The organism is Micromonospora avicenniae, assembly GCF_900156065.1.
Taxonomy (GTDB): domain Bacteria; phylum Actinomycetota; class Actinomycetes; order Mycobacteriales; family Micromonosporaceae; genus Micromonospora; species Micromonospora avicenniae.
This window is the reverse complement of the sequence record NZ_FTNF01000006.1, coordinates 187902-202731: the sequence shown is the minus strand read 5'-3', so window position 1 is coordinate 202731 and position 14830 is coordinate 187902. Positions and strand designations below refer to the sequence as shown.

Annotated in this window: 15 protein-coding genes and 1 pseudogene; 6 read left to right on the top strand and 10 right to left on the bottom strand. The window is 72.1% G+C overall.

Annotated features, from left to right (window positions below):
* Positions 1-221: 221 nt before the first annotated feature.
* Positions 222-1586 (top strand): hypothetical protein, encoded by a 1365-nt coding sequence (locus BXA10_RS12390; protein WP_076470463.1) that lies wholly within the window; start codon positions 222-224, stop codon positions 1584-1586.
* A gap of 34 nt (positions 1587-1620) precedes the next feature.
* Positions 1621-2514 carry a 3-methyladenine DNA glycosylase gene (locus BXA10_RS12385; protein ID WP_076470462.1) on the top strand — a complete coding sequence of 298 codons (894 nt, stop codon included), beginning with the start codon at positions 1621-1623 and terminating at the stop codon, positions 2512-2514.
* Between the two features lie 33 nt (positions 2515-2547).
* On the opposite strand, the gene BXA10_RS12380 is transcribed toward BXA10_RS12385, so the two are convergent.
* From BXA10_RS12380 to BXA10_RS12340, 9 genes are all read right to left on the bottom strand, one after another.
* Complete coding sequence (locus BXA10_RS12380; protein WP_076470461.1) at positions 2548-3147, bottom strand: TetR/AcrR family transcriptional regulator; 600 nt, start codon at positions 3145-3147, stop codon at positions 2548-2550.
* A gap of 240 nt (positions 3148-3387) precedes the next feature.
* Positions 3388-4386, bottom strand: coding sequence for an aldo/keto reductase (locus BXA10_RS12375; protein ID WP_076470460.1), 999 nt, complete (start codon positions 4384-4386; stop codon positions 3388-3390).
* A 327-nt stretch (positions 4387-4713) separates the two neighbouring features.
* Entirely contained in the window at positions 4714-5139 is a 426-nt protein-coding gene (gene arfB / locus BXA10_RS12370) for an alternative ribosome rescue aminoacyl-tRNA hydrolase ArfB (RefSeq protein WP_076470459.1), read from the bottom strand.
* A gap of 9 nt (positions 5140-5148) precedes the next feature.
* Positions 5149-5448: a hypothetical protein gene (locus BXA10_RS12365; RefSeq protein WP_076470578.1), complete on the bottom strand. Its 300-nt coding sequence runs from the start codon at positions 5446-5448 to the stop codon at positions 5149-5151.
* A 137-nt stretch (positions 5449-5585) separates the two neighbouring features.
* Positions 5586-6452, bottom strand: a complete 867-nt coding sequence (locus BXA10_RS12360; protein ID WP_076470458.1) for a S1C family serine protease — start codon at positions 6450-6452, stop codon at positions 5586-5588.
* A gap of 54 nt (positions 6453-6506) precedes the next feature.
* Positions 6507-7466 carry a VWA domain-containing protein gene (locus tag BXA10_RS12355; protein WP_076470457.1) on the bottom strand — a complete coding sequence of 320 codons (960 nt, stop codon included), beginning with the start codon at positions 7464-7466 and terminating at the stop codon, positions 6507-6509.
* A complete protein-coding gene (locus tag BXA10_RS12350; RefSeq protein ID WP_175649187.1) occupies positions 7463-8440 on the bottom strand; it encodes a DUF58 domain-containing protein in 978 nt (325 codons plus the stop codon). The genes BXA10_RS12355 and BXA10_RS12350 overlap by 4 nt, the downstream gene beginning before the upstream one ends.
* 26 nt (positions 8441-8466) lie before the next feature.
* The gene (locus BXA10_RS12345; protein WP_076470455.1) at positions 8467-9513 is read right to left on the bottom strand and encodes an AAA family ATPase; all 1047 of its coding nucleotides are present in this window, start codon (positions 9511-9513) and stop codon (positions 8467-8469) included.
* Positions 9514-9707: 194 nt separating this feature from the next.
* Positions 9708-10205: a hypothetical protein gene (locus BXA10_RS12340; protein WP_076470454.1), complete on the bottom strand. Its 498-nt coding sequence runs from the start codon at positions 10203-10205 to the stop codon at positions 9708-9710.
* Between the two features lie 418 nt (positions 10206-10623).
* On the opposite strand from BXA10_RS12340, the pseudogene BXA10_RS12335 reads away from it, so the two are divergent.
* Positions 10624-11562: pseudogene (locus BXA10_RS12335) on the top strand (endonuclease/exonuclease/phosphatase family protein); the annotation flags it as partial.
* Positions 11563-11612: 50 nt separating this feature from the next.
* On the opposite strand, the gene cimA reads toward BXA10_RS12335, so the two are convergent.
* Entirely contained in the window at positions 11613-13196 is a 1584-nt protein-coding gene (cimA, locus tag BXA10_RS12330) for a citramalate synthase (RefSeq protein ID WP_076470453.1), read from the bottom strand.
* A 363-nt stretch (positions 13197-13559) separates the two neighbouring features.
* Here cimA and BXA10_RS32415 point away from each other — a divergent pair, with 363 nt between their 5' ends.
* From BXA10_RS32415 to BXA10_RS12320, 3 genes are all read left to right on the top strand, one after another.
* Positions 13560-13694, top strand: a complete 135-nt coding sequence (locus BXA10_RS32415; protein WP_281251429.1) for a hypothetical protein — start codon at positions 13560-13562, stop codon at positions 13692-13694.
* A gap of 1 nt (position 13695) precedes the next feature.
* Positions 13696-14226, top strand: a complete 531-nt coding sequence (ahpD, locus tag BXA10_RS12325; protein ID WP_076470452.1) for an alkylhydroperoxidase, AhpD family — start codon at positions 13696-13698, stop codon at positions 14224-14226.
* 123 nt (positions 14227-14349) lie between these two features.
* Positions 14350-14808, top strand: a complete 459-nt coding sequence (locus tag BXA10_RS12320; RefSeq protein ID WP_076470451.1) for a PRC-barrel domain-containing protein — start codon at positions 14350-14352, stop codon at positions 14806-14808.
* Positions 14809-14830 lie beyond the last annotated feature (22 nt).

Here is a 14830-nt window from a genome sequence, read left to right as displayed (position 1 = left end):
CAAATCTAGCCCGGCCGCCGCCGCGACCACCCTCGCCGGGCGGGCGGGGTCCTGCGATCTCCGCGTCGGGTGCCCGCCGCGCGGCACAGCCGCCGCCGAGGCCGTCCGGCGGACGTGGCTGGGCAGCGTACGCGAACCGGTGCCGGCCGGGGCGGGTTTCGTCAAGTCGTACCCGCACGACGTGCCCGCGCCCCTAGCGTCGGCTCCGGAGGTTCGTTCGCATGCCTGCATCGACACGACACCACAAGGCCCTCGCGGTGTTCGTACACTGCCTCGGCATCCTCGCCGCCGTGCCGGCCCTGCCCGCGCTGGCGCCCGACCCGGCCGCCGCGCGGCCGCGACCGGCGGTGGCGCCGGAACCCTCGTCCTCAGGGTCCTCACCGTCACCGTCCCAGCTGCCCGGCATGCCCGCGGCCCCGCCGGCGGTTCCCACGCCCACCCGGGCGTTGCCACCGCCGCCGAAGCCGCCGGTCACCGTGGCGGTGGCACCGGCACCCACACCGGCGCCGGCGTACCGGATCCACGTGCGCAACACCGGCGGTACGCCGGTGGACACCACGATCCGGCAGGAGCTGCCGGCCGGCTCGGCGCCCTCGATCATCACCGCCGGCGGCCAGGCCGGCCGGATCGCGGGCAACTCGGCGAGCGAGGTGACCTGGCGGCTGAAACTGCCCGCGAACAGTGTCACCACGCTGAACACGTCACTGGCGCAGGCTCCCACGGGGCAGCCGGTGACGGCACCGGCGTGCGCCTTCACCAGCGACGGCAAACGGCCGTACGACTGCGCCACCGCCACCTGGAACGCGGCCGCGCCTGCGACCAGGAAGGACCCGGCGTCCCCGGCGTGGCAACGGACGCCGGTCCTGGTCGGAGTGCCGGCGGCCGCGGTACTGCTGGGCGGGACGGTGGGGTGGTGGCTGTGGCGACGACGACGTCGGACGGTCGCGTCCGCCCTGGCCGCCGGTGACGGCTCCGCCGGCCGGGGACCGGCCGGCGACCCCCGGCACGGCCGCGGCACCATCTATCCGCGCCCGTCCGCGCCCCAGGTCGCGGCACGACGTCGCAAACCGCCCGTATGGCTGTTGGTCACCTCGGCCGTGGCGGTGCTCGCCGGGGTGGTCGGTGTGGCCGGTTGGACGGCCACCCGCCAGGTCACCTCGATCGACACCGACAGCCGGCCGACGAGCGGCGCCTGGCACGGCAAGGGTGTCGCCGGCCCGATGGGCGTGCCGCTGCGTGAGTCGGCCTTCGAGTTCACCGTCTACCGGGTCGCGTGCGCCGCCCCGGGCGCCGCCGCTCGCCGGCAGTGCCAGGCCACCGTCGGGATTCGCAACATGACCCCGGAGTACCAGGCCTGGCACGGGGAGCTGCAACGGGTGTACCTGCCGGGTGGCCGATTCGTGACCACCGACGAGCCGGCCACCCAGCTGGCCAACCTCGGCCGGGACGTCTTCGCCCAGCCGTTGGCGGCCGGGAGCCGGGTGGTGCTGCCGCTGGTCTTCACCGTCGACGGCCGGGAGCCACCGAAGCAGCTCGAGCTGCGCAGCGGGGTGTTCTCCCCCGGCGTGCGGGTGGACGTGCCCTGAGCAGCCGAGTCGGCGGCGGTCGTACGCTGATGCGGTGACCGCCGCCGCCCTCACCCCGTCGACGGTGCTCGACGCGGCCGACTGGCAGCCGCGGCGGCAAGCCCATCAGGAGCGGGTCGACGCCTGGCTCGCCCCGCACCTGGAGCGACGGCGCCGAGGCGAGAAGCACCCGGTGGAGGACTTCCTCTTCACCTACTACTCGTACCGTCCGGCACAGCTGCGCCGTTGGCATCCCGGTCCCGGCGTGGAGCTACGTGACGCGGACCCGGCCGAGTTCGGTCGCGACTACCGTGCGACAGCCGGCGGCGTGACCCTCGACACCGCTGCGGCACACGCGCGGCGCGCCGAGTCCATCGCCTGGATCCGTACGCTTCTCGCCGCGACCGCCGGCCGCCAGGCGCACCTCGGCTGCTTCGGGATGCACGAGTGGGCGATGGTCTACCGGCAGACCCAGGCGGAGGTACGGCACAACAGCTGGCCGCTGCGGCTGAGCCCGGAGGAGACCGCGCGGACGGTGGAGGCGAACCGGATCCGGTGCAGCCACTTCGACGCGTTCCGGTTCTTCACCGCACTGGCCCGGCCGCTGAACCTGCTCGCCCCGAGCCGGGAGACCCAGCACGCCCTCGAGCAGCCGGGCTGCCTACACGCCAACATGGATCTCTACAAGTGGGCGTACAAGCTCTCCCCGCTGGTGCCGAGCGAACTGGTCGCCGATGCCTTCGCGCTGGCCCGGGACATCCGCACGCTGGACATGCGGGCTTCGCCGTACGACCTCGCCGATCTGGGCTACCCTCCCGTGCGGGTCGAGACCGTCGAGGGCAGGCACGAGTACGTGCAGGCGCAGCGCTCGTTCGCGGAACGCGCCGCGCCGCTGCGGGCACGCCTGATCGCGGAGTGCGACCGGCTCGCTCTCGCCGTGGCGGGGTGAACGCGCTTCGCGGCCGGCCGGTCCCGCAGGCGGTCACTTCTGCGGGCGGACGCGCAAACCGTCGAGGAGCAGCGCCAGCACGGCGGCCAGATCGTCTTCCAGGACCGGCTCGGCCCACTCGGTGAGATGCGCCGGGTGGTGGAACCGGGTGGTCGCCTGCAATACCGCCCGCCCGGCGAGTGCCGGATCCGCCACGTCGAACTCCCCGGCGGCCACCCCGTCGGCGATGATCACCGCTAGCTGGCCGGCGAGCGCCTCCAGGTGGGCCGCGACCACGTCCTCCAGCTGGGTGGCCAACAGGTTGAAGGTGCCGAACAGCTCCGGGTCCTCACGGGCGATCCGGCGCTTGGAGCGGTTCAGCTCGAACAGCCACCGGCGCAGCCGCTCCGCGGCCGGCTCGTCGGCGGTCGCGACCTCGGCGAGTGGGGTGGACATCCGGGCCAGCCAGCGTTCCGTGACCGCGGAACGCAGCGCCGCCTTGCTGGGAAAGTGGCGGTAGACGCTCCCGTGGCTGACGCCGAGTGCCCGGGCCACGTCCAGCACTGTCGCTTTCGCCGGGCCGAAGCGGCGCAGCACCTCCTCGGCGGCGTCCAGGATGCGCTCGGCGGAGAGGGTGCCCGGGTCGGTGCTCATCACTCAAGCCTCCCTGATCCGACGGCGGTGCTCATCGTCACCCCCGCCGTGGGGTCGGCGTCACCACCGCCGGGAGGCGGCGCGGCGGCGGGTCTCGCCGGGCGGCGACGGTGTCCGCCCGGCGGAGGCGACGCGCTCGCCGCTCCAGCCCGGATCGTGATCGGCCCCGGGCCGGAGCGGGAAGCCGGGGCGCGGGCTTCCGACCGGACGACGGCGGGAGTCCGTGCCCCGTCGCACGGGTCATGCCCGCTCGCTGTCCAGGAAAGCCATGTGACCGGCGTCGTAGCGGGTGCCGGCGGCGGCACCGGCGGGGACCACGGCCTCGATCGCCGCCAGGTCGGCGTCGGTCAGCGTGACCCCGGTCGCGCCGAGGGCCTCGGCGAGGCGGTCCCGGCGGCGGGCGCCGACCAAGGGGACGATGTCGTCGCCGCGGCCCAGCACCCAGGCGATGGCGACCTGGGCGACGGTTACGCCACGTGCCTCCGCGATCGTCCGCAGCTGCTCGACGAGGGCCAGGTTGCGGTCCAGGTTCTCGCCGCTGAAGCGTGGCAGGTGGGCCCGGAAGTCGTTGGGGGCGGGAGTCCGCTGCGCCGACCAGTGCCCGCTGATCAGGCCCCGGGAGAGCACCCCGTACGCGGTCACGCCCACCCCCAGCTCCCGGGCGGCCGGCAGGATCTCCTGCTCGATGCCGCGGGAGATCAGCGAGTACTCGATCTGCAGGTCGCTGATCGGGTGCACCTTGTGCGCCCGGCGCAGCGTCTCCGCGTTCACCTCGGAGAGTCCGATGTTGCGAATGTGGCCGGCGGCGACCAGCTCGCTGAGGGTCCCGACCACGTCCTCGACGGGCACGTCGGGGCTGATCCGGGACGGCCGGTAGACGTCCACGTAGTCGGTGCCGAGCCGGCGCAGGGTGTAGCCGAGGAAGTTCTTGATCGCGTTCGGGCGGATGTCGTTGCCGATCCAACCGCCCTGGGGGTCGCGCATCGAACCGAACTTGACGCTGATCACCGCGTTCTCCCGGTTGCGTCCGCGCAGCGCCTCGCGGAGCAGCATCTCGTTGTGCCCCTGCCCGTAGAAGTCGCCGGTGTCGAGCAGGGTCACGCCGGCGTCGAGGGCGGCGTGGATCGTGGCGATGCTCTCGGTGTCGTCGGCGCCGGTGTAGAGGTCCGACATGCCCATCAGGCCGAGTCCGAGCGCGGAAACGGACGGGCCGGTCGTCCCAAGCGTGCGGGTGTCCATAACAGTTCTCCTCGTCGTGGTGACGAGCCAAGGTTACATCATCGCGATGACAGATCGTGAATTCTGTCAGCCAAGCCGCCTGTGGCCGACCACGGCGGCGCGCCAGCGTGGGTGCGAGGATCGACATGACGTGGCGTCCACCCAGCTGTCGCCGCCGCGCAGGGAGTCACACAGCCGCTTTCGGCCACGAAGTCAGCTTTCTCGCGAACGCGTCGTACCGACATGACGGCGGCGTACCCCTCCAGCCGCCCGCCGACAGGGACCGGCACTCCAGCCGTCCGCCGACAGGGACCGGAACGGGCGGACGCCCGCGAACATCGGCGTCGGCTATTCGCCGTCGACCCGGCGTTCCCGCTTGCGCTGGGACTGGCGCTTCTTGTCGGCCAGACGCCGTTCCTTGGCGCCTCGGGACGGACGCGTCGGCCGCCGGGGCGGGGGCGGTGGGGAGATCGCCTCCCGCAGCAGCGCGGCGAGCCGCTCCCGGGCCGCCTCACGGTTGGCCAACTGGGCCCGGTGCTCACTGGCCGTGATGGTGAGCACGCCGTCGACGAGCCGCCCGGCGAGCCGCTCCATTGCCCGGGTCCGCAACGACTCGGGCAAGCTGGGTGAACCGGCCAGGTCGAAGCTCAGTTCGACGCGGGTGTCGGCGGTGTTGACGCCCTGCCCGCCCGGGCCGGACGAACGGGAGAACCGCTCCCGCAACTCCGCGGCGGGGACTGTCCACCTGTCGGTCACCCGCACATCGCCGTCCACACCCTGAGGCTAACGTCCCGGCCGCTCGCTCGTGGTCGCGGACGGACCAGGCGCCGGCCCGGCCGCCTCATCGTCGTCCGGAGCGACCGCGGCGTACGCGACGGCGCCGATCAGCAGCAGGGCGACCACACCGATCTTCGTGGTGACGCCCCGAATCAGCAACCAGGCCGTCTTACGCGCGGTAGGCACGGTTTTCTTGACCGTCTGGTAGTCGGCCCAGCCACGCCGCGCGCGCGTGTACGCCGACCCCACACCACTTCCGATGAGCAGGCCCACCAGCAGGAGGACCGCGATGAGAGGACCTTCCACCCACGCCAGTATCCACACCCAGCGTAATATTTCCATCGACCGATGCTCCCGCGCCGGATATCCGACACTGGGCGCCTTCCCACCAGCGGCAACGCGGTGAGTCCCGCCGAAAACCGCCCGACGATCCGGCCGGCGGATCAGCCGCCCTTGCCGATGATCGTGTCGGCGGTCTGCTGCACCTGCTCGATCGGGATGGCGAAACCGATGCCGATCGAGCCGTTGCCGTCGATGGTGGCGATCGCGGTGTTCACCCCGACCACCTCGCCTCGCGCATTGACGAGCGGCCCGCCGGAGTTGCCCGGATTGATCGACGCGTCGGTCTGCACCGCCGTGTGCCGGTTCGTGCCCAGCCGTACCTGCCGGTCGATGGCGCTCACGATGCCGGCCGTGACGGTACCGGCCAGACCGAGTGGGGATCCGACCGCGAGCACCGGTTCGCCGACGCGCGTGGTGCCCGGCTTGGCCAACGGCAGCGGCGCCAGCCCTGCGGACGGCGGCACCCGCAGCACCGCCAGGTCGCTGCTCGGCTCCCGGCCCACCACCTCCGCGGTGTAGCGGCGGCCGTCCGGCAGCTCGACGGTCACGGAACCACCGCCCCCCTTGGCCAGGATGTGGTCGTTGGTGATGATGTGCTGCTGGTCGTCGATGGCGAAGCCGGAGCCACTGGCCCCGCCACCGGTACCCGCACCGCCCGCCAGCACGGAGACCACGCCGGGCACCGTCCGCTCGGCGGCGGTGACCAGTTCCGCCGGCACCGGAGCGGCGGACGCCGCCGTCTCCCCCGGGGCACCGCCGCGGCTGGCCACCCAGCCACCTGCCGCGGCACCGGAGACGGCGGAGAGGGCGATCACCGCGAGCGCGACCAGCAACCGGCCACGCCAGTGCCGGCCGCCACGGTCGCGTCCCGATCCGCCCCCGTCCCGCCGGGACCGCCCGTCCGGGTCCAGCTCCGGCGATACGAACCACGGGCCGCGGGGCTCACCGAGTCCGGTCTGTACTGCCATGCGTACTCCTCACGTGATGTCCTGCGAGGTGGGGCCGGGCCCACTGGCGTCCCGTCAGGGCAGGCGGGAGAACCAGCGCATCGAACCGGCCGCCGCGCCCATCGCCAGTACCAGCCCGAGTCCGATGAAGCGGGCCGAGATGTCCTGCCGTTCGGTGCGGTAGCCGACCGAGGTACCGATGTCGTCGTAGACCGCACGCAGTTCGTCGCTGGTGCTGGCCTCGTGGAACATCCCGCCGGTCTCCTGCGCCACCGCCTCGAGGGTCTGCCCGTCCACCGGCACCTGTATCGGGCGGCCGCCCTGGTCGACGAAGCCGCCCGGGGTGCCGAACGAGATGGTGTGCACGGGCACCTTCGCGGCCACCGCCTCGACGGCCGCCTCCATCGGGTCGAGCCCGGACGTGTTCGCTCCGTCGGACAGGAGCACGATCCGAGCCGGTGGTGGGTCCTTCGCCGCCTGGCTGTCCAGACCCTTCACCGCGCCGAGCGAGGTGTTGATCGCCTCGCCGATCGCGGTTCCCTGTACGCCGGTTATCCCCTCGGCGAGCCGGCCGATCCCGTCGTGCAGCGCCTCGCGGTCGGTGCCCGGCGGCACGATGACCGCCGCGCTGCCGGCGAAGGCGACCAGGCCCACGTTGAACTCGTCGGGCAGCCCGTCCACGAAGCGCTTCGCCGCGCCCTTGGCCGCGGCGAGCCGGTCCGGGTCGACGTCGGTGGCGAGCATCGAGGTGGAGACGTCCACCGCCACCATGACGGTCGCCCGTTCCCGGGGCACCCGCACCTCGGCGGTGGGCCGGGCGAAGCCGACCACCAGCAGCGCCAGCATGACCAGGAACAGACCGGCGGGCACATGCCGGCGCCACGCGGGACGCTCCGGCGCGATCCGATCGAGCAGCCGCAGGTTGGTGAAGCGGACGGCGTACCGGCTACGCCGTCGCTGCACGAGCAGGTAGCCCACCGCGAGGGCGAGCACACCGAGCAGCAGCCAGAGCCGGGCGGGCGACAGCCAGATCACCTCGTGCCTCCCCGTGCCGCGCCGGCCGGTACCGCCGCCATCCGGCGCTGCGACTGCACGTGCCGCGCGATGTCGGCACACCAGTCCCGATCGGTACGCAGCGACAGGTGGGTGGCCCCGCTGCGGCGCAGCGCGAGGCGTACCTGCTCACGCTGGGCGGCCGCGGCGGCCGCGTACCGTTCCCGCAGCCGGCGGTCGGAGGTGCACACCTCGCGTCTGCGGCCGGTCTCCGGATCGACCAGCGTGATCAGCCCGACGTCGGGCAGCTCCAGCTCACGGGGATCGGTCACCTCCACGGCGAGCACCTGGTGCCGCGCGGTCAGCCGGCGCAGGCTCCGCTCCCAGGGGGGCGGCCGATCGGGATCGTCGGGCAGGCCGTCGAGAAAGTCGGAGACCACCACCACGAGCCCGCGCCGGGTGGCGACCCGTTGCACCGAGGCCAGCGCGTCGGCGAGGTCCGGCGGTTCGAGTGGTTCGCCCCGGTCGCCGGTTCGTGGGGCGGCCAGCAGGGCCCGGAGCAGACCGAGCAGATGGGTACGCCCACTGTGCGCCGGGAACCGGCGCAACCCCGTCGACGCGACCAGCAGGGCTCCCAGCCGGTTGCCGACCCCTGCGGTGAGGAACCCGACCGCGGCCACCGCCGCCACGGAGAGCTCCCGTTTGTCCAGCTCCGCCGTGCCGAACTCCATGCTGGCGCTGGCGTCGACCAGCAGCCACGTGGTCAGTTCCCGGTCGGCGTCGACCTCCCTGACGTGCGGCACCGTGGTCCGGGCGGTGACCGCCCAGTCCATCCGGCGTACCTCGTCCTCGCCGGGCCGGTACTCGCGGCTGCCGGCCGGCTCACTGCCGGGGCCGGGCAGCAGGCCGCGATACTGCCCGTGCAGCAGCCCGTCCAACCGCCGGATGACGGTCAGCTCCAGCCGGCGCAGACGCTGGTCGGGCGCGAGGTCGGCCAGGCGCGGTCCGGCCGGCACGGCGGCAGGCTCCCGGCCTGTGCGCCTCATGCCGCCGCCAGATCCGACGCCTGCTCCGGCTGGGGCGCGAGCCGTGGCGGAGGCACCACCTCGACCAGCCGGCGTACCACCGACTCGGCGGTGACGCCGTCGGCGATCGCGTCGAAACTGAGCACCAGCCGGTGGGCCAGCACGTCGCTGGCGAGTTCCCGGACGTCGTCGGGCAGCACGTACTCGCGGCCGCGCAGCAGCGCTTGCGCCCGGGCGGCGGCCACCAGGCCGAGAGTGGCCCGGGGGCTCGCCCCGTACGCCAGCATCGGTTCGATCTCGGCCAGCCCGAACCGTCCCGGGTCGCGGGTGGCCAGGATGAGCCGGACCACGTACTCGGCGACGGCGTGGTGGACGAAGACCCGTTCGGCGTGCCGCTGCATGCGTCGCAGCCGTTCCGGGTCGAGCACGCGCCGAGCTTTGGGACGGTCGGTGCTCATCCGGTAGAGGATCGCCAGCTCGTCGGCGTCGCTCGGATAGTCGACCACGATCTTGAGGAGGAAGCGGTCCCGCTGCGCCTCCGGCAGCTGGTAGACCCCTTCCGACTCGATCGGGTTCTGGGTGGCGAGCACCAGGAACGGCGAGGGCACCGGATGGCTGCGCCCGCCGATGGAGACCTGGCGCTCGGCCATCGCCTCCAGCAGCGCCGACTGCACCTTCGCGGGGGCGCGGTTGATCTCGTCGGCGAGCACCAGGTTGGCCATCACCGGGCCCAACTCGATGTCGAAGGTCTCCCGCGACGCCCGGTAGATCCGGGTGCCGACGATGTCCGACGGTACGAGGTCGGGGGTGAACTGGATCCGGGAGAAGGTGCCGCCGACCACGGTTGCGAGGGTCTGCGCGGCCAACGTCTTGGCCACGCCGGGTACTCCCTCCAGCAGGCAGTGCCCGTCGGCGAGGAGGGCGACGAGCAGCCGCTCGACGAGCCGGTCCTGCCCGACGATCACTCGCTTGACCTCGGAGAGGGTCTGTTCCAGCTCGGCGGCTGTCTGTTCGTCTTCGACCGGGGTGGCCACGCTGGCCAGGGTGTCCGAGATGTCCGTCACGGTGCTTGCTTCCCGGGCGGTCGCGCGACAAACGTCGGATTGTGGGCCCCTGGCCGGGCGTTTGGTGACCGGATGGAATGATCCGCCCGAACGGTGGACGGGCGCTCGGAGCGGTACGGGCAGCTACAGACCGGATACGTCGGGCACGAACCGGCCCCCGCGCACGTGTGCGCGGGGGCCGGCGCCGGATGCCGTCAGTAGGTGTGGACGACCAGGTGGAACGGCAGGTCGACCGGGGTGCCGGCGGAGTTGCGGGTCTGGATGAAGACCGCGTTCGGGGTGCTGAGTCGCGGGGCCACCACGATCTCCCCGCCCGGCGGGATGCAGCAGGCGTCCGGGCGGCCGATGGTGGCCTGGTAGACGCCGGAGCTGACGACGTAGCCGTACTGGACCTCGTACTGGCCGGTGCCGTACTTGATCACGTAGCCGGTGCCGCGCGCCTTGGTGCCGTTGGCGTTGACGACGGTGCCGACATTGCTCGCCGCGAGCGTGCCCACGCCGGCCTTGAGCGCGGCCCGCGCCGAGCGGGTCGCCTCCGCCGTCACCGCCGGCTGACTGCTGCTCGCGCGGGCTGCCGGCTGGCCGGGCGCCTGTGCGGCGGGCTGAGCGATGGCGATGCCGCCCCCGGCGAGGGTGAGCCCGAGGACGGCGAACGCGACAGCGATCGCCTTACGTCGGAATGGTTTGGTCATGACAGGTCCCCCTTGTGTGACCGTGCGAATTCGGCCGACCCGCTCCGGCGGGACGGTCAGTGCCCTCTTACCGTCGGGCAGCCCCGAGACAAATCACCGGAAAATAAGATCCAGCGCACCTTCAATACCAGGTTTCCCGATGATCAACATCCACTCTGAGCAGGTATTACTACTCAGCGTGGCGATGCTCCGACCAAGTGGAAACGTAGCATCGCAAAAAGCGTCCGGTCAATAGCTGAACCAACCCGCAAAATTGTCTGACACCTGTCACGAGAATTGTGAAAGACGAACTCAGGAGCATTCACGAAAATGCGCTCGGGACCATGCGATCCCCACTCGGGCGACCACGCTGGGATAGGTTGCCCCCATGATCGTCGATTTGCGGGAGCGACGGCCGGTCAGCCGCCGGCGGCGACTGATGGTCGGCGCGCTGTGCTGGCTCGCCGTGGTGCCCGGTGCCGCCTGGGCCGCCCTCCGGCTCGTCGGGCTGGACCGCGGGCCACTCGTGCAGGCGCTGGCCTTCACTCCGTACGTCGCGGCCTGGAGCCCGCTACCTCTGGTGCTGACGCTCGTCCTGAGGCGCCGCCGGCCCGCGCTGGTCGCGGCCGTGGCCACGGTCGCGCTCGTGGCGGTGGTGGCGCCCCGGGCACTGCCCTCGGCGCAACCCACGGCCAGCGGCCCGACCGTACGACTGCTCACCGCCAACCTGCTCGCCGGAGCCGCGGATCCGCACACCCTGGTCGAACTGGTCCGCGCCCAGCAGGTCGACGTGCTGGCCGTGCAGGAGTTCACCCCCGCGGCGCGGGCCGAACTCGACCGGCTCGGGCTCGATCGGCTGCTGCCGCACCGGCAGCTCAACGCCCTCGACGGCACGCCCGGGTCCGGTCTCTACTCGCGCTTCCCGATCGGCGACGTGGGGGTACGCCACAACCGCGGCGCCTGGGGCTTCACCCAGGCTTTCGGCACGATCGCCGTCGCGGGTGCGCCGCCGGTGCGGGTGGAGTCCGCCCATCCCGCCGCCCCGTACGCCGTCGACCAGGTGGACTTCTGGCGCACCGATCTGGCGGCGCAGCCACCGGCCACCCCCGACGGGATGCTGCGGATCCTCGCCGGGGACTTCAACGCGACGCTCGACCACGGTCCGCTTCGTGCCCTGCTGCGCACCGGCTACGTGGACGCGGCCGACGCCACCGGCCGGGGGCTGACCGGCACGTGGGGCCCGTACGACGGCGACCTGATCCCTCCGGTCACCATCGACCACGTCCTGGTCGACCGCCGGATCGCCGCCCGGTCGGTCGACGTGTTCCGCCTGCCCGGCAGCGACCACCGCGCGGTCCTGGCCACCCTGGCCCTCCCGGCTCGGGCGGGGACGAGCGCTCCGACCTGGACGGCCCGCGCGACGACAGGTCAGACCCGGGCCCGCGCGAGGCCGTAGGTCATCGCGTCGACGAGGGCGTGCCAGCTCGCCTCGACCACGTTCGGGTGCACGCCGACCGTGGTCCAGTCCCGGCCCGCGCCGTCGGCCGTCTCCAGCAGCACGCGGGTCACCGCGTCCGTGCCGCTGCTGCCGTCGAGGATGCGCACCTTGTAATCGGCCAGCTCGAACTCGCGCAGCTCCGGGTAGTGCCGCACCAGACCGACCCGCAGCGCCTCGTCCAGGGCGTTGACCGGGCCGTTCCCCTCGGCGGTGGCGATCACCCGCTCACCGCGTACGCGGATCTTGACGGTGGCCTCGGACATCACCGAGCCGTCCTCGCGGTGCTCGACGAGGACGCGGTACGACTCGAGGGCGAACGGCCGGGCCGGCGCGCCCTCCGGCAGCTCGGAGCGGACCAGCAGCTCGAACGAGGCGTCCGCCGCCTCGAACGACCAGCCGCCCGCCTCCAGCTCCTTGACCCGTCGGGTCACCCGGGACAGGGTCTCCGGATGACCGGCCAGGTCCAGCCCGAGCTCGCGGCTCTTGAGCTCGACGCTGGCCCGGCCGGCCATCTCGGTTACCAGGATCCGCATGTCGTTGCCCACTACGGACGGGTCCACGTGGTTGTAGAGCAACGGGTCGACCTTGATCGCGCTCGCGTGCAGCCCTGCCTTGTGGGCGAAGGCGGCGGCCCCGACGTACGCCTGATGGGTGTCGGGAGCGATGTTGGCGATCTCGGCGATGGCGTGCGAGACCCGCACCATCTGTTCCAGGCAGCCCGCTGGTAGGACGGGTAGCCCGAGCTTGAGTTGGAGGTTGGCGACCACCGCGAAGAGGTCGGCGTTGCCCGGCCGTTCGCCGTAGCCGTTCGCGGTGCCCTGGAAGTGCCGGACCCCGGCCTCGACGGCGGCCACGGTGTTCGCCACCGCGCACGCGGTGTCGTTCTGGCAGTGGATGCCGAGCCGCTCGGGGCCGACGCCGAGCCGGGCGGTCAGGTCGGTGATCGCAGCCGTGACCTGGGACGGGAGCATCCCGCCGTTGGTGTCGCAGAGCACCATCACCTCGGCGCCGGCGGCCAGCGCGGTCTCCACCACCGCGGCGGCGTACGCGGGATCCTGCCGGTAGCCGTCGAAGAAGTGCTCGCCGTCGACGAAGACCCGGCGCCCCTCGGCGACCAGGTACGCCACGGTGTCCTGGACCATCGCGAGGTTCTCGGCCCCGGTGGTACGCAGCGCCCGTTCGACGTGCCGCAGATCGGCCTTGGCGACAAGCGTCACCGCCGGCGTCTCCGCGTCGAGCAGCGCGCGCACCTGCGGGTCCCCGGTGACCGCGACACCGGCCCGGCGGGTCGCGCCGAACGCGACGAGCAGCGCGTGCCGCAGGTCGAGTTCGGTACGCGCGCGCCGGAAGAACTCGGTGTCCTTCGGCACCGCACCGGGCCAGCCGCCCTCGATGAACCCGACGCCGAACTCGTCGAGCAGCCGGGCCACGGCCAGCTTGTCGACCACCGAGTAGCTGAGCCCCTCGCGCTGCGCGCCATCACGCAACGTCGTGTCGTAGACCTGGAACGTCATAGCGTGCCTTTCTGGGTACGGGGAACGGGCGAGCGGGGGCACGGCAGGTCCGGGCCGCGAGAGCAACAAAAAGACCCCCCGCCGATGCGGGAGGTCTGCGCGCTCGGCGGGCGGGCCGGCGCGCTAGTTGCTAAGAATCAGGGCGTTGCTGGTCACGTTGAGTACTCTTCCACTCGGTTGTTGATTTTGGGAAGCGCAATCCACATGTCGGGACAACATCGGCGGCCGCGGCATCGCACCGACCCGCATCCACAAGGGCGAAGGCCCACCTCGTGACCTGCTTCACATGCCTTTGCCAGGCACCCGGGTGGAGGATCGGTCTGGCCGGTTCGACGGCTGCTCGACGCTCAACCGGGAGGACCCTTGCTCACTGTCGGTGGTCGCATCCACGCGTACGACCCCACTGCCCGCGTCGTCTCCGACGGCCACCGGGCCGAGCGCTCCTGCTCGCGCGACGGGGACGACACCACTGCGCGGTACCTGTCGGCCGGGGCCTGACGTGGGAGTCGACGGGATCAGGGCAGGGCTGCCCGGATACGCCAGGGACATCGCGCTCAACCTCGGCTCGACAGTCGAGAACTCGCTGCTCACACCGGCACAGTCGTGGGGCACGGCGTTGGCGTGCGCGGTGGCGGCCCGGAATCCGGTGGTGCTGAGGGAGATCGCCGCCGAGGCGGCCGGGCACCTCACACCGGAGGCGGTCGACGCGGCCAAGGGCGCGGCCACCATCATGGCGATGACCAACGTCTACTACCGGTCCAAGCACATGCTCGGCGACGAGGCGTACCGGACGATCCCCGCCCGGCTCCGGATGCAGATCGTCGCCCGACCGGGTGTGGCGAAGGTGGACTTCGAGCTCTGGTGCCTCGCCGTGTCGGCGGTCAACGGCTGCGAGGTCTGTCTGGAGTCACACGAGAAGAAGCTGCGCGCCGCCGGCGTCGGAGCCGACCAGGTGAACGAGGCGCTCCGGATCGCGTCCGTGGTGTACGCCACCGCTGTCGCGTACGACGCGGAGTCCGCGCTGGCCTGAGCACCGCCGACGGTCCTCGGCAGGTTTACGTGAACACTTCCGGTGTAGCGATCTCGACAGTGGGTAGGACATGGGACTGACAGGGCACCACCCCCGATCAGTCGAGTAGAGGAGTGAAACGCCATGGAGCGGCTCGACCCTCGAACGACCCACGGGACGCCGGACCCGCTCGTACCAGGTGGCGGCGGCGCCTTCCCGGGTGGCACACCCGGCGGCACCTTCGACCCCTGGCGGTACCGGGACGATGCCGGGGTGACCGGCGTCGACCTGGTGGGCTACAAGGTGGAGGCGCAGGACGGCGGCATCGGCAAGGTGGACCGGTCCAGCCACGAGGTGAGTTCCAGCTACCTCGTGGTCGACACCGGTCCGTGGATCTTCGGCAAGAAGGTCATGATCCCTGCCGGGACCGTCAACCACGTTGACCACGACGAGCGGAAGGTCTACGTCGACCGGAGCAAGGACCAGATCAAGGCCGCGCCCGAGTTCGACGAGACCGCCGACACCGACCCGGCCTACCGGGACAAGCTCGGTGGTTACTACAGCGACACGTACTCGGCGATCCCGCCGGGTACCGCTCGTTGACGGTTGTTCCTGTTCTGCCGGC